General features: G+C 71.0%; 16 protein-coding genes and 2 pseudogenes. 5 read left to right on the top strand and 13 right to left on the bottom strand.

Annotation, left to right across the window (positions count from 1 at the left end):
* From FrCorBMG51_RS29375 to FrCorBMG51_RS06370, 8 genes and pseudogenes are all read right to left on the bottom strand, one after another.
* Positions 1–516 (bottom strand): annotated as a pseudogene (locus tag FrCorBMG51_RS29375) (hypothetical protein); the annotation flags it as partial.
* Entirely contained in the window at positions 513–1,508 is a 996-nt protein-coding gene (locus tag FrCorBMG51_RS06330) for a hypothetical protein (protein WP_047222131.1), read from the bottom strand. The gene FrCorBMG51_RS06330 and the pseudogene FrCorBMG51_RS29375, both read right to left, overlap by 4 nt.
* Before the next feature lie 65 nt (positions 1,509–1,573).
* Positions 1,574–1,888 carry a hypothetical protein gene (locus tag FrCorBMG51_RS06335; RefSeq protein WP_047222132.1) on the bottom strand — a complete coding sequence of 105 codons (315 nt, stop codon included), beginning with the start codon at positions 1,886–1,888 and terminating at the stop codon, positions 1,574–1,576.
* Between the two features lie 1,745 nt (positions 1,889–3,633).
* Complete coding sequence (locus FrCorBMG51_RS06350; RefSeq protein ID WP_047222135.1) at positions 3,634–4,170, bottom strand: hypothetical protein; 537 nt, start codon at positions 4,168–4,170, stop codon at positions 3,634–3,636.
* Positions 4,171–4,208: 38 nt separating this feature from the next.
* Entirely contained in the window at positions 4,209–4,487 is a 279-nt protein-coding gene (locus tag FrCorBMG51_RS06355; protein WP_052914403.1) for a 4Fe-4S cluster-binding domain-containing protein, read from the bottom strand.
* Positions 4,484–6,643 carry a DUF4407 domain-containing protein gene (locus tag FrCorBMG51_RS24800; protein ID WP_162233175.1) on the bottom strand — a complete coding sequence of 720 codons (2,160 nt, stop codon included), beginning with the start codon at positions 6,641–6,643 and terminating at the stop codon, positions 4,484–4,486. Before FrCorBMG51_RS24800 ends, FrCorBMG51_RS06355 begins: the two co-directional genes overlap by 4 nt.
* Positions 6,640–7,350, bottom strand: coding sequence for a hypothetical protein (locus FrCorBMG51_RS06365; protein WP_157180410.1), 711 nt, complete (start codon positions 7,348–7,350; stop codon positions 6,640–6,642). The genes FrCorBMG51_RS24800 and FrCorBMG51_RS06365 overlap by 4 nt, the downstream gene beginning before the upstream one ends.
* Positions 7,351–8,297: 947 nt before the next feature.
* Positions 8,298–10,283 carry a hypothetical protein gene (locus tag FrCorBMG51_RS06370; protein ID WP_200902349.1) on the bottom strand — a complete coding sequence of 662 codons (1,986 nt, stop codon included), beginning with the start codon at positions 10,281–10,283 and terminating at the stop codon, positions 8,298–8,300.
* Between the two features lie 446 nt (positions 10,284–10,729).
* On the opposite strand from FrCorBMG51_RS06370, the gene mptB reads away from it, so the two are divergent.
* Positions 10,730–12,595, top strand: a complete 1,866-nt coding sequence (gene mptB / locus FrCorBMG51_RS29380; RefSeq protein ID WP_200902350.1) for a polyprenol phosphomannose-dependent alpha 1,6 mannosyltransferase MptB — start codon at positions 10,730–10,732, stop codon at positions 12,593–12,595.
* Between the two features lie 985 nt (positions 12,596–13,580).
* Here the strand turns inward: mptB and FrCorBMG51_RS33015 are convergent.
* Positions 13,581–14,363, bottom strand: a pseudogene (locus FrCorBMG51_RS33015) (glycosyltransferase family 87 protein); the annotation flags it as partial.
* A complete protein-coding gene (locus FrCorBMG51_RS33580) occupies positions 14,305–14,796 on the bottom strand; it encodes an RNHCP domain-containing protein (protein ID WP_371389840.1) in 492 nt (163 codons plus the stop codon). The gene FrCorBMG51_RS33580 and the pseudogene FrCorBMG51_RS33015, both read right to left, overlap by 59 nt.
* Before the next feature lie 284 nt (positions 14,797–15,080).
* Between FrCorBMG51_RS33580 and FrCorBMG51_RS06390 the strand changes: the two genes are divergently transcribed.
* The 3 genes from FrCorBMG51_RS06390 to otsB are packed head-to-tail and all read left to right on the top strand — an operon-like array spanning position 15,081 to position 17,057.
* The gene (locus tag FrCorBMG51_RS06390; RefSeq protein WP_083730777.1) at positions 15,081–15,506 is read left to right on the top strand and encodes a DUF3263 domain-containing protein; all 426 of its coding nucleotides are present in this window, start codon (positions 15,081–15,083) and stop codon (positions 15,504–15,506) included.
* An 8-nt stretch (positions 15,507–15,514) separates the two neighbouring features.
* On the top strand, positions 15,515–16,156 hold the full coding sequence (locus FrCorBMG51_RS06395) for a LytR C-terminal domain-containing protein (protein WP_047222138.1): 642 nt from the start codon (positions 15,515–15,517) through the stop codon (positions 16,154–16,156).
* 13 nt (positions 16,157–16,169) lie between these two features.
* A complete protein-coding gene (gene otsB, locus FrCorBMG51_RS06400; RefSeq protein ID WP_047222139.1) occupies positions 16,170–17,057 on the top strand; it encodes a trehalose-phosphatase in 888 nt (295 codons plus the stop codon).
* A gap of 53 nt (positions 17,058–17,110) precedes the next feature.
* Here the strand turns inward: otsB and FrCorBMG51_RS06405 are convergent, their stop codons facing one another.
* Complete coding sequence (locus FrCorBMG51_RS06405; protein WP_047222140.1) at positions 17,111–18,799, bottom strand: alpha,alpha-trehalose-phosphate synthase (UDP-forming); 1,689 nt, start codon at positions 18,797–18,799, stop codon at positions 17,111–17,113.
* Positions 18,800–19,184: 385 nt separating this feature from the next.
* Here FrCorBMG51_RS06405 and FrCorBMG51_RS30710 point away from each other — a divergent pair, with 385 nt between their 5' ends.
* On the top strand, positions 19,185–19,568 hold the full coding sequence (locus FrCorBMG51_RS30710; RefSeq protein WP_047222141.1) for a glycosyltransferase family protein: 384 nt from the start codon (positions 19,185–19,187) through the stop codon (positions 19,566–19,568).
* On the opposite strand, the gene FrCorBMG51_RS06415 is transcribed toward FrCorBMG51_RS30710, so the two are convergent.
* Together FrCorBMG51_RS06415 and FrCorBMG51_RS06420 are read right to left on the bottom strand one after the other, a co-directional pair.
* The gene (locus FrCorBMG51_RS06415; protein ID WP_047222142.1) at positions 19,472–20,287 is read right to left on the bottom strand and encodes an HAD family hydrolase; all 816 of its coding nucleotides are present in this window, start codon (positions 20,285–20,287) and stop codon (positions 19,472–19,474) included. The genes FrCorBMG51_RS30710 and FrCorBMG51_RS06415 overlap by 97 nt on opposite strands.
* Positions 20,288–20,502: 215 nt before the next feature.
* A partial coding sequence (locus FrCorBMG51_RS06420; RefSeq protein WP_235433363.1) for a glucosyl-3-phosphoglycerate synthase occupies positions 20,503–21,235 on the bottom strand: 733 nt, incomplete at its 5' end.

A 21,235-nucleotide genomic window follows, 5' to 3' on the forward strand; every position in this document is an offset into this window, starting at 1 on the left:
CACCGCCGCCGCGGCGGTGAACATTCTCGAGTCACCCAGAAGACGTTGCCGGGTTCTCGATGCCTCGTCGTCGTGCGACTGAACCAACACGGACAGCGGATCATCGTTGTGCTCGGGGACAGCCAGCTTCGCAACGGCCTGATACAGGGCCAGACAGCTGCTGAAATACCGCTCGAAGTCCTCCAGCGGCAGGCAGAAGAAACGCGTCGGGACGATCGGGCGGCCGGTCGCGTCCACCGGCGCCGTCGACTCCCACGGCCACTCGCGGATCGCGACCCCCACGTACCGGGAGCTGGCGACCGTGGCAAAGGTGAACGTGACCCATGGCAGCGCGTCCGCTCGCTCCCGGTGTTCCCCACCAGGTGAGCTGGGTGATCCGGGCGAGAAGTGGCTGACCATCCTTGCCATGGTCCCCGGGCGGAGGCGGCCGGTGGCGCTGGATCGCAGCAGACCGTAGTCGTCCCGCTGCCCGGGAACCTTGCTGATCAGCGCCCAGTCGAGATCGACCGCGTTCATCGGGACGTGCCCGCCCTGCGAATCCGCCCCACCAGCCTCACCAACGGCTCAAGAACATTCATCGGCTGTGGTCGCGTCCGGATACGGAACTGACCGCGCTCGCTGACGATGTTGGCGTAGTCGGCGGGATCGAAACGGTTGTTCGCCCCGATGTAGAAACCGATCGAGGAGGTCGCGTGGAAACTGACGTGGTCCCTGTGAAAATTCGACACGATACTGTCACGGATGTTCTGGGCGGAGTTATCGGGCCGTTCGTGGCACAACATGTTGAAATACCGGAACGCGACTCCTGCCCTGATCTTCGGCTGGCCGGGCGTCTCCGCCAGCGCTTCGAGCTCACGCCGCGACATCGCCCGGCCGAGCACCCGGGGATCGTCGAACTTCGTGACGCAGACCGCGAGCTGGTGGGGTAACCGGTTCCCGATCAGCCGCCCGTTGTCGAACGTCCTGCTCACCACCTCGTCGAGCACCTGGTTGAAATACTGGAAGCTGTTACCGTTCTCCTCCTCCCGGACCGGGTCGAACAGATAAATGATCCCGTCGCAGGAGACCAGGTGCTCCACGAGCTGCTCCTTGGCGGCCTCGTTGCCGGTGGCGTGGTCCGACTCGCCGCGCACCTCGTCGAAATCGAGCTCGTCCTCGTCGTCCTCGCTCTCGTCGCCACCCGTCCACTGGTCCTCGAACAGCTTGCCGGAAACATCCAGGAAGTCGAGGGCGAACTCGACCTGGCTGCCGCGACCCGCCGGACCCACCTGTTTCTGCCCCAGGAACGACCAGCTCAGCCGGGTGTTGGTGCCGTGCTGGGTGCCCTCCGGAAACATGCGTTTGACGGCGAGCACGTGCGCGAGCTCCGACAACCTGGACAACGCGATCGGGTCCTTGCTCGTAACCTTCCAACGGGTCCGGCCGCGCGCCTGCTCGGCGGCGAGCTTCAACGCGCCCAGGTACGTCGTCTTCCCGCTGCTGGTCGCACCCCACAGGCCGATGCGCATGTCATGGCGCGGCCGCTGTACAGGCGCCGGCCAACCGGCGGGCGTCGGCCGATCCACCCACCGGCTCACCACGTGCCACCGCCGGAAGCCCGGCTGTCACCGGAAGAGCGCGTGCCACCGGGCGTCTGGGCACCACCGGGAGCCGGGCCTGCCAGCGGCACCGGCAGCACGCGCTCGCCGTAGCCGGTGAGCAGCCCGAGCGCCGAAGCCAGCCCGGACGCGGACACCTCATCCATGGCGAACAGCGCGTCCGCACCCAGCTCACGCCAGGCCGTGTCGGCCCGCTGCCGCGCGGAACCGCCGGCGCGGGCCGGGATGATCTCAGGTGTGCCCCGGATGGCCACCCGCCGCACACCATCCCGTACGACCAGTTGATCCATCTCCGTCCTCCAGTCGTGACGGGCCGGGCAGGGCAGGATGAGGTCGTCCTCCTGCCGTACGGGATGCGGTGGCCGGGCACCGACCGTGACAAGACAGTGCGTGGCACCCCCGCGCCACCACCGCGTCCCCGCCGGTTCGTTCAGGACGTGCAGCGCATCCTCGACAGGAGCCGCGAAATCGTAACGTGGCTCGCTCGGCGGCCAGCNTCGCTCGGCGGCCAGCCGTACAGTGCCGTCAGCGCACCCGCCGCCGCCATCGGCGCCGCCGGCCGCACCACCGGCCGCTGTGACCGGTGCCAGTCGAGCAGATCGTGGTCGTCGTAGCCGATCAGGCCGACCATCACGGCCGTCGGATCCGGATGCTCGTTCCCGAGCAGCGTGAGCAGATCCGTGACCACCTGGAAGCGGGCCGCGACCGCCTCCGGCGCACCGCCGAGCTCGAGGGCGAAGACCACGTCCACCGGATCGGCGCCGAACTCGGCGGGGACGGCGTCCAACACGCCCGACCAGCTCCTGCCGCCACCACGCAGGTCCGCCGGATGCAGGAAACGCACCCGGCCGGGCCCGTCGAGCGCGACCCGGACGCGCACGGGCGCACCGGGCGGTGGCGCGCACCCCGCCAGGGCCACCGGATGCCACTGCCGCGGATCGTCCGCCACCGGGGCGACGACCACCAGCGCCAGGTCGTCCGCACGGGTCGGCGGCGCCACGACCGTGACCTCGGATTCCAGCGCCGTCCCGGGGGTGGCCGGCACCACGGTGTCGGCCTCGAACAGCGGATACGCCACCAGACGCACCCGCCGGGTGGCACGGTCGACCTCGGCGAGAGCAAGGGCGTACCCGTGCCGCAACGGCGCCCGTCGCAGCAGTTCGTCCAGAGCCTCGGTCCCGACGGCGGCAGCCTCGTGGCCGTCGGCCAGACCAGTGCGGACGAGGTGGCCGGTGAGCGCCTGGAGCGCGTCGTCCACCATTGGCCAACCGGCGACCTGCCGGACCAGCACCACCACGCTGGACGCGCCAACCGTGCCCAGCACGTCACGCAGCGGCTGGAAGGCCGCGGGCCAGCCGTCGTACCCCACGGTCGGGATCCGGGCCACCCGCCCGCCGCCGTGGGCCCCGATCCCGCCGGCCAGCCGCAGCCACTGGCTGTCCGGCTGCGACGGCAGCTCCGGGAGCAGATCCGACCAGTTCCATGTACGCTGCGCCCCGAGCCGGTGGGGGACGCCCAGATCGTCCGCACCGACACCGGTGACCGCGACGGCGTCCGGTGTCAGTTCGACGACGGCGGCCCGCCNCGCCGCACCTCACCGGCGACGATCCGGCTCAGCAGCCGGCCGACGGCCACGGTGTCCGTCGCCATGGCCGTCGGTGCGGCCGCCGGCCATGGCGACGCCGTCCGTACCGCGCGCCGGGCGGCGTCGAGCTCACCAGGCACCGGGGGGCCGCCGCGGACCAGGTCCACCAGCCGGTCGGCAAGCCCGGGATCGCCGCTGCCGAGCGCGTCGGCGACCCGGACCACGGCAGGCAGGTCGAACCGGCGGCGCGCCGTCGCCAGCCGTGCGCCGAACTCCCATTCAAGATCGTCAGTGATCTCGCCCCGAACGTGGTCACCGCGCAGGAGCCAGCCGCATCGCCCGCACTCCCGCGACGCCCCGCACACCAGGGCGCAGACCGGGCAGCAGCCCGCCGCCACCGGCCCTGCCCGGGCCGGTCCCTCACGGGCCGCCTCCTCGCGGGCCGGCCCCTTACGCACCGGTCGCCCGCGCGCCGCTGCCTCGCGGGTGTCGTCCCATCCCGCCGCGCGCCCACTCACCGAGGAAGAGCGGCCCGGAGAAGTACCGCGTCCCACCGCGTTGGTCGGACCCGGTGGCGGGCCCAGCCGTGGCGGGCCCAGCCGGTGTGGGCCCGGCCGTTGTGGGCACGGCCGGCGTCTTCGTGGACGCCGGATTCTCGTGGATCGGACGGATATGGCCAGGACAGATATGGCGGGCCTGGTCCGCTGGGTCGACGTCGCGGAAGTACAGGGAGTCACGAGCCGAGCAGAAGGCGATTCGCTCGAAGCCCCCGGCGCGCGGCGTCTCCCACGGCGCTTCCTCGGTGTCGCGCTCCTGGTAGTCACGGCCGACGGGGACATCGTCCATCCCGAGGCCGTACAGCACGAACACCGCGTCGCCACCGGGCCGCACCGCGGCGGCGAGCCGCTCGACCGCCACGGCCCCCGGCGGCCACGACTGCCCGGACGCGTCCAGCCGGGCGGATGCGCCCGGACGGTCGGTTGGCACCGGCTTCCTTCTCCTAACCTGGCCTGCTACCTGACCTGCTACCTGGCCCGTTTACCGAGATCTGCGCCGGCCGGGCAGCCTCGGGCTGCGTCCGCGTCGGCCCCGGGTACCGAACACAGTTCGGTGGCCAGTTCCGCCGGCATGACCAGCCGGGCGGGACGGTCGGGGAGCCAGTCCGGCGCCACACATCCCGCGCAGTCGAACGGGCAGCCCTGCACCCAGACCATCGCTCGCGGGCCAGGGCCGAGGGCACGGGTCAGCCGGCAGGTCGCCGCAACGTTGAGAAGACTGCCTGACCCGCTCGGCCAGGTGCTCATGTCGACCGTTCCCGGCCAGCCGGGCCCTCGGCGTCGGGGAGGTCTGCCGGCCATCCGTTCGAGCGAGCGGTGTCGGCCCGTGGGCCGAACCCCCCGTCCGTCCGGGGCACCCAGGTCGGTTCCTCGTCCGGATCGCGTGGCTGGTTGCCGGCCTGACCAGCGTGGTTGGCATGGTTGGCGTGGTTGGTCCGGTCACTGTGACCGGCGTACCGCCTACCGACGGTGCTCCGATCGGCGGCGTCCCGCGTCATCTCGTCCGGATCCCATGGCCGGGCATCCGGCTGGCCGGCCGGGCGGGCGCTGTCCGGCGTCCGCCACGTGACGTCATCGTCCGCCAGCAGGCGGGTCGCCTCGGTCGGCCGCGTCACGTCCTCCGGCAGGGGATGCTGCGTGCGTCCCGAGTCACCGCCCGGCTCCCACCAGATGGTGTGAGCTGGCAGCCGAGGCTCCTCCTGCCGCCGTACCGGCTCCCGCGGCGGTGTGGGCCTTCGCGGCGGCGCCGGCCAGGGCTCGGGCCACACCGGCTCGTCCTCGACGCTGTCCGGCTGCCGGTCGTCCCGTTCGGGTTGTGGCTCGTGCCGCGGCTGCCCGTCGTACGGCGACACCGTCGTATCGCGCGCCTGGGAGTGGGCGCTTCCTCGCACCGGCTCTGCCGGCGGCCGCACCCTGGGCGCTCTGTCCGCGGGAAAAGGCTCGTCACCGGCTGACGGGTCGGCCCGGCCGTCCGACGGGTGCCGCTCCGTCGGCGGCTGAACTCGGGTGGGCTGCGACGGCAGGTCGCTCAGGTGCGGGTAGTCAGGGGCCATGCCGCGGGGCCGGGTGTTCGTGTTCGGAGCGGACCGCGAACCGGTGACAAGGTAGCTGTCGAGATCCGCCTCAATGCGCCGCAGCTCGCGTTCCCGCCATCTGGCGAGAATCCTCTCGGCAATGTCGGCCTGGGCCTGGATGGTGCTCCGGGTCAGCCGTTCGATCGCCGCGTCCCTTTCCTCACGCCCGATCTGGGCTTCAAGGTAGGTGTCCCCGCCGTTGAGGATTTCCGTTGCCCGCCGGCGACGGCCCTGTTCCTCCTCGATCTGCAGCTGATTGCGCTCCTCGATCTCGACAGCTCGTTCGTAGAGCGTCGGCGCCCCCAGCGACATCAGGAACTTGACGAGGACCGGAAGACACTCGATCGCGGTGATGAAAAGGAGCAGCAGCAGATGGGCCCGGCCGAGGGAGGGCCGCTCGGAGGTCAGCCGGTCAAGGGCCTCGATGCGGATGAGCATCCCGGTGTCGTCGCTGTTCTCGGCGTTGAACGCGGCGATGTCCGCGGCACGGGATCTCTCAAGACTGTCGAGCTGGGTGTTGACCCTCTCCAGCTCCGACTGGGCGTTGGCGAGCGTGGTCGCGCGAGAGGCGTTCTGGTTCGCCTGCGCCGCGCTGACAGCCGCGTCGAGCTGGCGCTGAAGCCTGGCGAGTTCGGCCCCGGCCCTGTCCCGGATCGCGACTTTCTCGTCGTAGGCGACGCCGGCGCCAGGACGGCCGCTGCCGCAGCCCGGCCGTCCTTCCTTCTCACAGACGACGGCCTGCTCGGCGTCGTTGTATCTGGTTCTCGCGGCGTCGACCTGCGGCTGCAGGCGGGCCACCTCGGGATCCCTGTTCACGTCCGTGACGACACCGCCGGCGGCGACGGTGGCCTGCAGCTGTGCCTGTTGGGTCCTGAGATCGCCTATCTGCTTCGTGCGCTCGTCGTTCTGCATGGCACGGTCGAACTCGTCGGCGCGCTCACGATGAATGGTGACCATCTCGGCCTGTATCTCCGGCTCGAAGATGCGCAGCACCAGCGGCGTCGAGATGACCAGACCGATGAGCACCGCCAGCACCAGCCGCGGAAGCGCGACTACCAGATTCTGGTACCAGTGCTCCCGACGTTGTACGGAGGCCACCAGCCATCTGTCCAGGCTCATGATGGCAAGGCCCCAGGCCCCGCCGATGAGCAGGCAACTGGCAATTGGCAGTTGCAGTGCCATGTGCAGGGCGAACGCACAGGAGGTCGCCGCCATGAGGGCGGTGGTCAGCACCGCGCTGCCGATACCGACGTACTTCGCCCGGTCGGTCGGGCAGCGCTGGAGGATCTGGAAGTTCGCCCCGGACAACCAGATGAGCAGCCGTCTCACGACAGGCGCTCCCGCCGCCACAGCCTTGCGGCCACCCGTCGCCACCCACCCTCTCGATCATGACCTGGACCGCGTGTGCCACCGGGCCCGCGGAATCCCACCGGACGCACCAGAGCGGGCGGCAACCGCGGACGCCCGACCTGGTCGAGCAGTGAAACGGTGCCGCCCCAGCCGGTGGCCGGCGTCGTTGTCGCCGCCCGCCCCGCCGGAAAACGGCCAGAACAGGCAAAGGCCGGCCGGTCACGGTTGCCGATGGTCCGGCTCCCGGGCTCCTGGAGACCCGGCGAGAAGACTGGTGGGGCGGACAGCCCGTGTGGAGTACGGGCCAGGATCGCGGCAAACTCGTCCCGGAGCCCGAACAGACCGGCCTGTGACGTGGCGCTGGCGGCGGTATCAACGCCGCTCGGTGGAGTCGGAATCCTCAGGAACCTGATGTCCGGCTGGTTGAAGACACGTATTACCGGTGTCTGCGCCTCCACCACGGCTCCGGCCGGCCCGCGTGCCATCAGACGCAGAGATCGGGTGGCCTCAAGCGTCACCGGAAGAGATCCCTTGGGCGGGAACACGCCACGGCCCTCGACGAACACCTCGTTCGTGTGGAGCGCGGACCATCTGACCACGACTTCCTGGCCGACGACACCGGCACGAGGCTGTACGTCAACAAACTCGAAGCGCGGCTCGTACGGATCAGCGAGCATACCGCTCACACCCACCCCGCCTTCAAGATCTTTAAAGATAGCATCGGAGAGATGGGACAAGAAGCCGAGACAGCGCTGACAAGCCAGCTTGGCATGACGCCCCTCCCCACGGGAACGCCCTGGTAAGCCTAACCCGGCTTTCAGGCTCACGACAAGATTTGTTTCAACATTGTGCGTACATTATCATCACAGTGGACGCGGGCCGTCGGACCAGATCATCGGATTCAGCGACCGGTCACATCCCTGGGATCCCTGTTCAGGTTCTCCGCTCGCAGGCACCATCGCCCTGGGATGCGGATGGGCCGGAGCCATTGCCGATCAACCTGTCAGGTTGCCGACCAGTGCCATCCATCGGCGTCCGTCGGCAGCTCCACCGGGGGTCCGCCGCACCCACGCCATGCGCTGTTGGAGAGGACAGGCAGGGGAGCTCCGCCCGATACAAGCACACCTCCGCCGGCACGGCCACCGGTTATGATTCTGGCCACCAGAGTTCGGCCGGGGCGCCGCCCAGGCAGCGACCGGACGAGAATGGAGCGTCCGATGCCCGGTGCGCCCGTACCACAAGAAAACAAAATTCTGAACCTGATCGGATCTTCATCCGGTTCAGCCTTCCGGATACAACCGGAATCCGAGTCACGAAAAATTCCATGACAGTCACAGGATTTTCAAAAACTTTACGACCGTCTTTCAAGATCAAAATCTTGATCTGACGAGTACGACGCAAGGCGGTACTATCGGCCTGACGAACCCTCGGATAAACTTTTCCGTAAGGAAGCGGCAGCGGTCAACGACAAGTACTTCCCCGGCACAGCTGTTTCTCATGCACAGCGGCGAGCAGCTTCTTTCAGCAGCTGAAGTCGAGCTGTCCGGGCCGACGGACGGTCAGCGGACAGCGCTCCGGCCGCGGGACCCGCCTGCCTTCCATGTGCTTCGTCCCGTGCGCTTCGTCGCGGTGGTCAGTGGACGCGGGGGTCCGGGGGGCAGTCCAGGGCACTGGCCCTGGTCAGGCCGCTGACCGTGAGTTTGGCGGACAGGCGGACCGGCCCCGGCTGCTCGGTGAGGATGCCCGTCCAGCCGTCCGCCGCCTCGAACACGCACGCCTCGTGGCCGTCGTCAAGCTGCCAGTAGGGCGTGAAGTGCACCAGGACGGTCGCCACACCGGGCGCATGAAAGTTCACCGCAAGCGAACTGACCCCGAGCTCGGTCAGCGCCGCCGGCCCTCGCACCAGACCCGGCGAGTCGGTGACCAGCCAGACCTTCCAGTGGGCGTCCGACCAGACGAGCTCCAGATAGGGCAGGCCGACATCGAGCAGCTTCGCCTCCTCCACCGCGGAGGAGTCCAGCTCCACGTCCGGCCGCGCCACGAAACGGACGCCGCGTTCAAGCAGCCACTTGTGGTAGGTCTCGGGCGAAAGGGTGCCGTCGTAGAACAGCGAGTTGTACTCCATGTCCAACTGCCGCTCCCAACCGCGGGCCAGCGGGACGTGCGGCGCCACGAACGACGCCTCCCAGTGCGCCCGGGTGAACGGGATCTCCACCCGGCCCACCGCCACCGGGCCGTGGTCGAGATAGTCGAGCAGACCGGTGTAGTAGCCGGCCTGGCCGGAGGCGTCCCCGTAGGTGGCCAGCGCCCCGTGCACCGGGCCGATCTGCCAGCCCAGCAACGGGATCGCGACGACCAGCAGCACCCGTGGACGTCTGGCCAGCAGCATCGCCGCGAGCGGGCCCGCGAGCAGGGTCGCCGGGCGGGCGATGTTCCCGCCGATCTGGGTCGGGACGAAGAAGAAGACCGCGGCCGAGGCTGCCCACAGCATCAGCCCGCGTCTGATCGCCACCTCGTGCCGTGGGACGACGAGCAGCCCGGCTCCGATCAGCGCCAGCAGGGACAGGAAGGTCATCGCCGGGAACGGCTGCACACCGTGTTCGGGGAACAGCAACGCGACGACGATCCCGCTCATGGCCCCCGCCAGCGGCAGCACCCGGCGCCGCGGGAGCGTGCCGAGCAGGGCGACCCCGATCAGCAGCACGAACCCGCCGGCGAGCGGTGAGGCCAGCGACGACCCGATCGCGCCGGCCCACGCCATCTTCGTCCGCCGCTCCCGGACGCCGAGCAGCGCCAACCCGCCGAAGGCCATCCCCAGCGCGAAGGGCATCCGGCCGACCACGAGGTTGGCCACCGTCGCGACGGAGAACCAGACCAGCGCCAGGTCGTGGCCGTGCGTCCGGCCGCGACCGCGCAACAGCCGGGTGACGATCATGGTGGAGGCGACGCACGCGAAACAGCCGAGCGCCTGCACCCCGAACAGCGCCCCCAGCGGAGGGAAGAGCACGCTGTAGCCGGGTACGGTGTGCCCGCCGTACCACTGGTCGTCCCACAGCACCGCGCCGCCGTGCTTGAACAGCCACACGCGATATTCCTGTGCGGGGGTGTCCGGGCCGGTGAGTCCCAGCGCCAGTGACAACCCGCACAGGGCGGCGGTGATCAGCCATGGCTGGCGTCGCAGCAGGGCGGCAACGACGAGGACAGCCCGCGGGAACGCGGCGCGCGGCTTCGGGAAGACCGCGCGAGGCTGCGGAGCATCATCGCCGGATCCCCGGAAGCTGGATCCCCGGAAGCTGGATCCCTGGAGGACGGCGCGAGGTCCCGGACGGACCGCCGGAGAGGAGAGCGTTGCTGGTGCTGTGGGCCCGACTGGCACGTCGTCGCGCCGGATGGCCGCGCGCCACCGTGCGCGACGCGGCTGCCCGCCACCCAGCGGGCCCTGATGTGCCCGCGCGTCACACGGAAGATCGTGGGATGCCCGCGCCTCAGCCGGGACAGCCTCAGCCGGGATGGCTTCGGCCAGGCCAACCTCAGCCAGACCAGTACGAGGCGCTTCCGTCTCGACCAGGACAGCCCGACGCGGCCCTACACGACGTAGGACGGTGCCGAGCAGACCCACCCGACACCTCCCTGTGTCAGACCGCCACGAACCAGCCAACCGGAAGCACGCGGCCCACGCCAGACCACGGCCACAACAACGGCAGCGACGGGTGGAGACGAAGTCCCCGTCCGCGATTCTTTCCGCGGGCGGGCCTGTTTCACGCACCTGTCGGGTGGCCGACCGTGGTAGGCACCGTCGCGGCAGTCACCGCCGTCCTCGCCGAGGCCTGGCTCGGACCGCGCAACCCGGACACCTTCAATCCCTCATCCTGGTGGGGGATTCTCGCATCACAGCCACCGTCGACGGCTACACGGGGCTGGCTCGCGGCGATCGCCGCCGTCGCCGTGATCACCCTGTGCATCTGCTGGTGCGCCCTCGTCCGTTCGATCACTCATTCGGCCGCTCACACCACCGAGGACGCGGTGGATTCGCACGGTAGATGGCATATATCCGATAGACCGTCTATGCCCGATACGCTCCCAGGTGACTCCGAGCATACCCGTGGGACAGCGCGCCCCGCCACGCGCCGTACCACCACCGCCCGGGTGGTCGTTACCTCCATCGGGTGGAATCTGCCGTTCGCGCTCGGCCCGCCACTGTTCAGCCGGGACGTCTACGCCTATGCGAGCCAGGGCGAACTCGCCCGGCACGGGCTCGATCCGGCGACGCACGGCGTCTCGGCGTTACGCGCGCTGGGTCCACAGATGGAACCCTTCGTGACCGCGGTCGACCCGCGCTGGCGTGACACCCACGCTCCCTATGGGAGCACGGCCGTTCTCGTCGAGAAGGCGGCGGCCACGGTCGGCGACGCGCTGGCCGGTACCGGGCCGCTCGGTGCCGTCATCGTGCTGCGGCTCGTCGCCGTGCTCTCGGTCGTGGCGCTCGTCGCGCTCACCCCGCGGCTGCTGCCCGGCCGTGGGAACCCCCGACGGACCGCCCTGGTACTCGCGCTGCTGGCCGCGAACCCCGTCACCGCCATCCACCTGACCGGCGGAGCCCATCTGGACGCGCTGGCCGCCACCCTGACAGTCACCGCACTGCTCCTCGACCGCCACCGCCACCGCCACCGCCACCCGAGGATTGGTGACCCAATCCCGTCGAATCGCGAGAACGAGGGAACAAGCGGCTGTCATGGCAGCCACTTCCGTACTCGTTCTCTTGACCAGGGTGGGCTGCGCGGGCGTTTGGGCGGTGGTGTGGGGCGGTGGTGGCCGGGCGGGAAGCGGGAGCGGGTGGGATGGGGGCAGGCGGGGTATGGGCGCCCACGATGGTCCCGGTGGTGGCCACGGTCCCGGTGGTCGACGCGGGCGGGTGCGTTGCGCTGCGCCGCGGTCGTGCTTGCCTGTCTCGCTGGGACGATCAAGGTGACCGCCTTCCTCGCCCTTGCCGTGCTGGTCCTCGTCCACCTGCGTGCACGGGTCGCGGCCAGCCACACCGGGAGGGCCACCGCCGGCCACGGCCGAAGCGACCGCGGAAACCACGACGAGAACGGCGAAGCATCCCCCGCACGCCGGTCAGTGGTCGCGTCCGGCGCGGGAAGCGTCCTCTTCGATCTTTCGGTTGCGGCGGTGACGATGGCGGTGAGCATGGTCGCGGCCGGCTTCGGCCCGACCTGGATCGGCGCGCTGGCCACCTCCGGACAGTCACAGACCGGCATCGCACCCGCCGCGCTGCTCGCCCACCTGATCCGGCTACCGCTGGGCCTGCTGGGTCTGCTGAACCTGCCGGGCCCGTGGGATACCGGCGATCAGGCCGAGACGGCGCTCGCTGCCGGGCGGGCGGTGTCGCTGGCCGTCGCCGCGGCCGTCATCGCCTGGCTCCTCGTGCGCGCCTGGCGCAGACCATGCCTGCCCGCGTGCCTGCCCGCGCCATCCCGTCCGGCGCTGTCGTCCACTCCGGCACCATCCGTCATGACGCCATCCGGCCCGGCAGCATCCGGCCCGGCGCTGCCCGTTGCGGTAGCGGGCACGTCGGCGTCGGCGCGAGGGTGCGTGCCGGACGATGTCGCCATCGTCGGAGTCGGGGGGATGGCGGTCGCCCTGGGTAGCCCGGTCGTCTACCCGTGGTATCTGGCGCCCACTGTTCCGGCGCTCGCCGTCATCGCAGCCAGCGGCGGATCCGCGGCGGCACGCCGACTGGTGATCGTCACGTCGGTGGTGCTGTGCGTGACGTCGCTGGCATCGCTGGCTCCGACCTGGGCCCTGCTGGGCCGGGCGGCCCCGGCAGCCGCATCCGCAACCATGATCGTAACCGTTGCTGTCGGGGCCGTCGCCCTGGGCGCGGCAGCGCTGGCCGCGCTGCTCGCGCGACGGCGAAGCAGCAGACGATGACCAGCAGGAGATTGCGCACCACCAGCAGCAGGCTCGCGACGGCCTGCCCCGCGAGCAGGTCGTCATACCGGATCGGGTAGACCACCAGCGAGATCAGGCAGATCGCCGGCAGCCCGACGGTGATCCATCGACGTGACGGGGCCGAGCGGGCCGCCCGAGCAGCGACCTGGCCCACCCCGGCGTCCGGGCCGGCGAAGGAGGGCACGCTGGCCTGATCCAGAGCGCCAGGGCCCATCCCGGCGACCGGTCCGGCGCCGGTGGCCGGGTCCAGCCCGCTGTGGCCCGCCGCGAGGTCCAGACCCTCCGTCGGCGCCGTCCCCGCGACCGAGCCGGCACCGATAGCCGCTCCCGGGCCGACAACAGGACTGGTACCGGTGGCCAGGCCCGGGGCGCTGGCCGGGCCGGTGGCCGCCGGGTTCGGCCACAGGGAACGGCAGGCAGCGACCGCCAGCAGCCACACCAGGTACTGGGGGCTGAGCACCCGGCTCGTCACCAGGACGACCAGGAGCAGCGCCAGCATCCGATCCGCCGGATTCGCGGCCGCGCGTGACCGTAGGGGTGTCCACCACCACACGGTGGCACCGAGCACGGCCACGATCTCCACCACCGAGCAGGCCGTCGCCACGGCGCGTGCCGCCGGGGAGCCGAACTGGAACGATCCCCAGTCGTAAACCGGGCCCGAGCCCAGGCCGACCATGTGCGCCAGGACGAACGGGGTCGCCGGGACGGCCTCGGTCTGCAGGCCGCGAGCTTCCTGCGCGCCGAGGAAACCGAACGACTCCCGCCACCAGCCCGTCGCGAACAGCACCACGGCCACCAGCGCCACCGCCGCCACCAGCCCGCCGGCCAGCCTGGCCAGGGCCGGCCACGACGCCGCACCGGTGGCACGCACCACCAGTGGGCCCGGACGCGCGTCGCGGGCCGGTGCCGGGCCCGCGCCAGGGACCGGGCCGTGTGCTCCCACCACGCGGCCGAGCGCGGGCAGGAGCAGCGCCGGCCACACCTTGAGCAGGACGCCGAGGCCGACCGCGAGCCCCACCCGCCCCCACCGCCGGTCGGTGGCACCGACCAGCGCGGCCACCACCAGGACGGCCGGCAACAGGTCGAAACGGGCCAGCGCGACCGGTCCGAGCGCGCAGATCCCCAGCAACCAGAAGCGGGCCGCGGACGCCGAGCGCCGGGCCAGCATGCCGGTGACCGCCGCGTCCGCCGCGAGGATCATCAGGAAGAAGCCGACCTCGTAGGGCAGCCTGGTGACCGTCTCCAGCACGGACGGGACGGCAAGCGCGATCGCCGCGGCCGGCGGGTACTGCCAGCGGTCGTCGTCGACGGGGAGCCCCGCGCCGTGCACCAGGCCGTGGCCCCAGTGGTCGTAGAGCCGGACGTCGCCAAGCACCCCGTGCTGCGCGCCCAACGTCCTGCCCGCGACGGCGAGGATGACCAGGAGCACCCGGGAGACCAGCCAGAAGATCCGAATCCGGCGGGCCGACCAGGGCCTGAACCATGGCTGCGTCCACCGCCGGGCCTGGCTCGCCCACCGGGACAGACGCGCCGGCGGCACGGGCCGGCCGGGATACCCGGGGCGTGGTGGGCTCCGTCGCGACACGGACAGGCGCCGGCCCGGCCGTCGTGGCGCCGGCCCGGCGGTACCGATGTCAGCCGTCCGCACGTTCCATGACGGTATCCGCCGCCAGAGTGCCAGGTCCCGCCTACCCGGCTGGGCCGGGGTTGTCCCGGTTCGGGTGGCGCCGATCCGAGCGGTTCCCACGGCCGGCCCCCTCGTAGCCGGACCCCTCGTACAACTGCCGTGGCCGGGCCCGCCCGCGCCGGCCAGGCCGCTCACGTCCGCCCCGCGGAGCGCGGCGCGCGGCATGATCCGGGACGGAACCGGCATGGTCGACGCCGCCCTGCGCCGACAGCCGCAGGACCGCCTCAAGGTCGTCCGCTGGGGACGTCCTGTTCCGCCGTTGGTGACCGCAGGCCTCACAGCGGTGGAGCAGGATGGTTCGCCCGGCGCGCACCTCCACCGCGACCGGACGCATCGGCCCCGCGCAGTCGGCGGCCCGATCGCCGGGGTTGACGTCCACGTGCCGGGACCACAGGCAGCGCGGGCAGTGGTTGGTGTAGCCGTCGCCGCGCACCGGCGTCCCGCAGGCAAGGCAGCGGAAGTCCTCGGCGGTACGGGTGAAGCGACGGGTCACCGCATGACAGTAACCGCATGACAGTAACCGCATGCCAGCAACCGCATGCCCGGCAGTGGCCGCGTGACAGTATGGGACGGGCGGCACGCGGGCGGCGACAGTGATCGACTCCGTCCGAAGGTGTGATCTTCTTCATGCGGTGCCAGGCAGGCGGGGCTGACGAGGGAGGATCCCGCGTGTCGACCGGCTCGGCCGAAGTTGTCGGACCCAGCCTCTGAAATAGTGGACGGCGAAGCACATTCCTGTGATTCGCGGATCCCAGCCGGAGGAGGTTGATCATCAAAGTGAACGCCGCTCACGTCCTGGCGCCCGAATCGCAGGCCTTCCAGGGGCCGCACGATCCCGTGCGGACGCCCGCATCGTCCGACCCGCCGGAATTCGATCACCAAACGGCGTCATCCGACCACCAGCCGCGACTGGCGCATAATGCCGACGCGGCCGGCCCGGCGGCGGCGCTCGACGAACGCCAGCGCCGGGTGCTGGAGTTCGAACATCACTGGTGGCGGTACGCGGGCGCCAAGGAGACCGCGATCCGCGCCGAGTTCGGCATCTCCGCGACCCGCTACTACCAGATCCTGAACGCCCTGATCGACTCCCCGGCCGCGCTCGCCGCCGACCCGATGCTGGTCAGACGGCTGCGCAGGCTGCGGGCAACGCGACGGCGCGCGCGCTCGGGCCACACCGGCCGACCCGACCCCGCCGAGATCTGAGTACCGCCATGACCGAGACCATCTCTTCCGTGGCTCCCCCCCGGCCGCCGCGGCTGCGCCGGGGGGACCGGTTGCACGGGATCGCCGCCGGGGCCGTCGCCGTGCTCGCCGTGTTCGGCTGCATCCTGGTCATCAACCTGGCCAACGACCCCTCGCCGGACACCGCGACAGCCGCCGCGACCGCTTCCCCGGCCCAGGCCACGGTTGCGGCCGCGCGGTCCGCCGGTGGCGTGTCCACGGCCGCGCCGGCGGCACCCGCCGCGCCGGCGACGAGCGCCCGTCCGTTACCGGTAGAAACATCACAGCCGCCGAAGGCGGTTGTTCCCGTCCCGCCGTCGACCGCGCCGAAGCGTGTCTTCGCCCCCGTCGTGATCCTGAACAACTCCAGGGAGCAGGGGCTTGCCGACGCTGCCCGGGCGCGGCTGGAAGCCGCCGGCTTCACGGTGACCCGGGTCGGCAACTACAACGCGACGTACAACGTCGCGATACCGACCGTGTTCTACGAGCCGGAGCAGAAGGCCGCCGCCGAGACCCTGCAGGAGTTGATCCCGGATGTCAGAGCCGCGGCTCCCAAAAGCACGCACTTCATCTCGGACGACCCGCTCATCCTTGTCATCACCAAGGATTTCCAGATCGACCCGCCCGAGTGACGGACCTGAACCCATGACTTCCACACCCGGTACCAGCAACACACCTGGTACCAGCGGTACGCCCGGCAGCGGCCCGCTCGCCGAGGCGCCCCGGACGCTGGCCGGCGGCTCCGGGCTCGCCGCGCTGCTCACCGACCCGCGGCATGCCCTGGTCGCGCTCGACTACGACGGCACCCTCTCACCCATCGTCAACCGCCCCTCCGACGCCGTTCCCGCGCCCGGTGCGCTGCGCGCCCTGGCCCGGCTGGCCGAACGGGTCGGATCGGTCACCATCATCACCGGTCGCCCGGTCGAGGCCCTGCTCTCACTCACCCGGTTCGCCGACGAGCCGGGGCTGCGCTCGCTGTCCGTCCTCGGCCAGTACGGGCTACAACGCTGGGACGCCTCCACCAGAACAATCACCAGCCCCGAGCCGCTGCCCGGAGTGGCCGCGGTCCGGGCAGCGCTGCCCAGGCTCCTGCAGGACGCACCCGCCGGGACCGTCGTGGAGGACAAGGGGCATGCCCTGGTCGTCCACGTCCGCCGCACCGCCGACCCGGATGCGTCGCTGGCCTCGCTCACGCCCGCGCTGACCGTCCTGGCCAGGGACAACGGGCTGGATGCCGCGCCTGGCAAACGGGTGCTGGAACTACGCCCGCCCGGGCACGACAAGGGCCGGGCGCTGCGCGACCACGCGGCCGAGCTGGGCGTCCGCTCCGTGCTGTTCGCCGGCGACGACCTCGGTGACCTGCCGGCCTTCGACGCGGTCGACGAACTGCGGGTCGCCGGTATCCCCGGGCTGACCGTGTGCAGCGACGGCCCGGAGGTCCCACGGGCGCTGCGTGAACGGGCCGATCTCGTCGTCCCCGGCCCTGAGGGAGTGGTGGCGCTGCTGCGTCTGCTCGCCGACCGTCTCGCCTAGGACGCCGGCCGCCTCCAGCGTGGCCACTCCGGCAATGCGGTCACTCCACGTGGTTACTCCAGTAGTGCGTCGAGCTGGTCGCGGAACCACTTGCGCGGGGGGAGCCTGCCGGCGACAGCGGCGAGCCGGGCGCACCGGTCACGGCGCTCGTCGGCGGCCATCAGCAGCGCGGTATGCAGCGCCCGGGCGGTCGCGCTCACGTCGAACGGGTTGACCACCAGCGCGTCGTCGGCCATCTCCACGCATGCCCCGGCCTCGCGGGAGAGCACCAGGGCCGCGCCGGGCCGGGAGAGCACCGCGCCTTCCTTTGCGACCAGGTTCATACCGTCCCTGATCGGGTTCACCACCAGCACCTCGGCCAGCGACAGTGCCGCCAGTGACCGTGGGTAGTCATCGTTGACCTCAAGGCGGACGGGCAGCCAGGTCGCGGTCGCGAACTCGTCCTCGATCTCCGCCACGATCCGCTGCACGGCAGCCGTGTACTCGCGGTATTCGGGAAGATCGTGGCGGGACGGATAGGCGCACACGATGTGCACCACCCGACCTTGCCACTGTGGGTAGTCACGCAGGAGCTCCCGATAGGCGTCCAGGCCGCGGACGATGTTCTTCGACAGTTCGGTCCGGTCCACCCGCACGATCACCCGCCGGCCCGCGGCGAGCTCGCGCATCTCGGTGGCACGGGCGGCCACGTCCTGTCCGGACGCGCGTTTGAGCAGCCAGTCACCGTCGACTCCGAGCGGATGGACGCCGATCCGGACGACGCGGCCGCGGTAGCGCAGCCACAACCCACTCGCACCGCCCGCCCCGCCATGACGCAGGCCCGCACCGTCGTCGCGGCCCACACCGTCGTCGCGGCCCGCGGCGGCCACCATGCCGTCGGGACGGCGTGCGCCATCCGTCCCGCTGCCGGAGTGACGCGCGTCGTCACCGGCGCGACGCGGGCCGGCGCTGTCGCGGTCAACCTCAACCTCGGCCTCGGTGCCGGCCGCGAGCTCGACGTCGGCGGGAAGCAGCGCCTTGGCACATCGGCAGAAAGCCTCCGCCCACCCAGGGGTGAGGAAGCCGAGCCGGTCGGCACCGAGCATGCCCTGGACGACCGCGCGGGCGACGTCGTCCGGCAGTATGCGGAAATACTCCGACGGCGCCCACGGTGTGTGACTGAAATGGGCGATCCGCAGGTCCGGGCGCAGGTTGCGCAGCTGCGCGGGCACCAGCGTCAGGTGGTAGTCCTGAATCAGGACGGCCGCGCCCGGCGCCGCCTCACGGGCCAGCGCCTCGGCGAACATCGCATTGTAGATCTCATACGCCTGCCAGTCGCGTTGGAAGGCCGCGCCGAAGGAGGGCTGGGACGCCGGCGCGTAGAGCAGGTGCAGAACGAACCACAACGTACGGTTGGCGACCGCGTTGTAGGCCCGGTCGAACACGACCCTGTCCACGTCGAGCATGTGGACGGCCGCACCCCCGGTGTCGTGACCGGCAAGATCCAGACGGCCGTCCGGCGTCGAGCGGGTGGCCCGCCGGTCGGCTTCGCTGAGCGCCGCGCACACCCAGACCAGCCCACCACCAGCCCCGCCGGCAGCGTTGGCATCGCCGGCAGAGCGAGCCGGGCCAGCCGATCCGATGTCGCCGCTGGCGACCGCGTGCAGGCCGCTGACCAGCCCACCGCCACCACGGCGCACGACAAGTGACCCGTCGTTACCCGTCGCGAACGCCACCGGGCCGCGATTGGAGGCGACAAGCACTCGGGCGGCCCCTCCACCGGCCACAGGACGCAGCGTTTCGTCGACCGACCGGACGTGACGCATCCTGCGAAGAGTAGTACCTCGGCAGACGGCCGCGCGGCCGTCACTCAGGCCGCGGTACACCGATGCGTGCGGCCAGGCCACCGATGCGTGCGGTCAGGCCGTTGTCGGGGGGAACACTCGAGGGCCTGCGGGCGGTGCTGCCCGGCCCGTGCCGTGTGGGCACCCGCCTGACAGCACCCGCCTCACGGAGCTGTCGCTGGTCGGCATCCGACGACGTGTGGACGGCTGTTGTCATGTCGTAGCAACTACGGATTTGGCAACTTGTCGCCTGAAGTCGCATGAAGAGTCAATCTGGTCGGCCTGTGGCATCACCGGCCTGCTCGTGTCACCGATCTCCTGGACGCACCACTGGCTGTGGGTGCTGCCGGCGCTGGCCACACTGGCAGGTCCACGACGGCCGCGTGGGGGGCGTCTCGCGCCGCTGGGCGGCTTCACGCTGCTCGTCCTCTCCCCGCTGTGGTGGTTACCCAACGAGGACGACCGCGAATACCGGTGGCACGGCTGGCAGCTCGTGATCGGGAACTCCTACGTGATCGCAGCCGTCCTCTTTCTCCTCGTGATCGGCGTCCACGTGTTCCGCCCGCATGCTCCTGCCGGGCGGCACGGGGATCAGACGGCGGCGGGCCGTGGCGTGGGCAGAACCGAACGCACCGCGCTCACCCACCCGGCGCCGAGGGTGCCGTCCTCCACGACGACGTTGTCGTAACCGGGCAGCAGATCGATCAGGTCCGTGTGGTGCAGCGCGTTCGCGACAAGGTGCATGCGGCCGACATGGTCGGCCATGACCAGGTCGCTGGCGGAGTCCCCGATCGCGATCGCCTGCTCCGGGCGCAGCCCCCGGCGAGCCAGGTCGAAGGCCACCGCGGCCCCCTTGCTGACTCCGTCGGGCACCAGGTGGTAGACGTGCGGAACATCGTCCAGATCGGGCATGGTGGCCCGCGCGATGATGCCGTTGTCGCGCATGGTCAACCATCCATAACCTTCCGCGGCAAGCCACGCGTCGGCCGCGACCACGTCGATGTTGCCCCGCAGCATGATGTCGATCTCACGGCCGCGGATCCAGGAGCGGTGCGCCTCCAGGCGTCCCGGATACTGGGCGACCAGCGCCGTGACCAGCTCGTCGGGTATCCGGTCGAACGTCTCGGGCATGGCTCCGCGCAGGATCTGGCTGCTGTGCCCGTGGTCCCAGCCGACGATGGCACCGAGTTCGGCGATGAAACCGTCCGCCCCGAAGATCGAGGCAGCCTCCGTGAGCTGAGGCCGGGTCCGTCCGCTGACCAGGACCAGCGCGATGCCGGCCCGGTGCAGATCGATCAGAGCGTGCGCCGGGTCCAGGGTGACGGAGTGATCTTCGCTGCGGAAGAAGCATCCACGTGGCCCCACCATGGTCCCGTCGAGATCGGTATAGACGACCCGGACACTCATCGGTGCTGTCCTCCTGTTCACGCTGTTCGCGCTCTTCATGGCGTTCACGCTGTTCGTGGCGGCTGGGCGTTCGTGGCACGTGGGACGGGGCGGCGCGGGCGTTTCGTGGGGCCGTGCCGCGCCACGGCGTCGGGGCTGTCACCTGGTGCGGGCCACCTGTCCGGGACAGACCGTGCCCTGCCCACGGCGGCCCGTCTGGTGCGGCAGGGCCACGGTCAGCCGCTTTCCACCGGACCGTGGTACAGCCGGGCGTAGCGGGCGGCGTACTCCGGAATCGTGATCATAGGTGGCCGCTCCCGCACCGCCACCTGATGGGTACGCGGCTCCAGCCCGCTGTCACCGCGCCTGAACTGGGTCAGCGTCCCGCTGAGAGAGTCGGTGTGGACGCCCAGCCTGGTCCACGCCGCATGGATGATCTCCGCGGCCATCCGTCCAAGAGCCTCGTCGGACTGGTGACGGTGGACCTTGCGGCCGACCTCGACCTGAGCGAGGGCGTCCACTCCCAGCAACGAGCACACGTCCACGACCTGGGCGAACTCGATGCCGTAGCCGGAGACGAACGGTAGTTGTTCCAGCAGGGCCCGCCGGCCTGCGAACTCACCGGCCAGCGGCTGCACCAGCCCGGCGAGCTGTGGCCAGTGCAGGTTGAGCAGGGGGCGCGCGACGAGTTCGGTGACCCGGCCGCCGCCGCCGGGCAGCAGCCCCCCGGCCAGCGGCCGGTCATAGGACGCCTTGACGTAGGACACCGCGCCCTCGGTCAGCAGCGGCCCGAGCAGCCCGGTGACCAGGCTCGCGTCGAAGTCCTCCAGATCGGCGTCGACGAAGACCACGATGTCCCCGGACGTGGCGTACAGGGACTTCCACAGGGCCTCGCCCTTGCCGGCGACCCGCCCGTAGCCGGTGAGGATGCGCTCCTCGGCGAACACCGCCGCGCCCGCGGCGGCCGCC

It is taken from the genome of Protofrankia coriariae, assembly GCF_001017755.1.
Lineage (GTDB): Bacteria > Actinomycetota > Actinomycetes > Frankiales > Frankiaceae > Protofrankia > Protofrankia coriariae.

Excerpts from the sequence above, each read along its gene's own strand:
- FrCorBMG51_RS06335 (WP_047222132.1), bottom strand. The coding sequence starts at position 1,888 with ATGGATCAACTGGTCGTACGGGATGGTGTGCGGCGGGTGGCCATCCGG.
- FrCorBMG51_RS06415 (WP_047222142.1), bottom strand. The coding sequence starts at position 20,287 with ATGAGTGTCCGGGTCGTCTATACCGATCTCGACGGGACCATGGTGGGG.
- otsB (WP_047222139.1), top strand. The coding sequence starts at position 16,170 with ATGACTTCCACACCCGGTACCAGCAACACACCTGGTACCAGCGGTACG.
- FrCorBMG51_RS06330 (WP_047222131.1), bottom strand. The coding sequence starts at position 1,508 with ATGCGCATCGGCCTGTGGGGTGCGACCAGCAGCGGGAAGACGACGTAC.
- FrCorBMG51_RS06395 (WP_047222138.1), top strand. The coding sequence starts at position 15,515 with ATGACCGAGACCATCTCTTCCGTGGCTCCCCCCCGGCCGCCGCGGCTG.
- FrCorBMG51_RS06355 (WP_052914403.1), bottom strand. The coding sequence starts at position 4,487 with ATGAGCACCTGGCCGAGCGGGTCAGGCAGTCTTCTCAACGTTGCGGCG.
- mptB (WP_200902350.1), top strand. The coding sequence starts at position 10,730 with ATGCCCGATACGCTCCCAGGTGACTCCGAGCATACCCGTGGGACAGCG.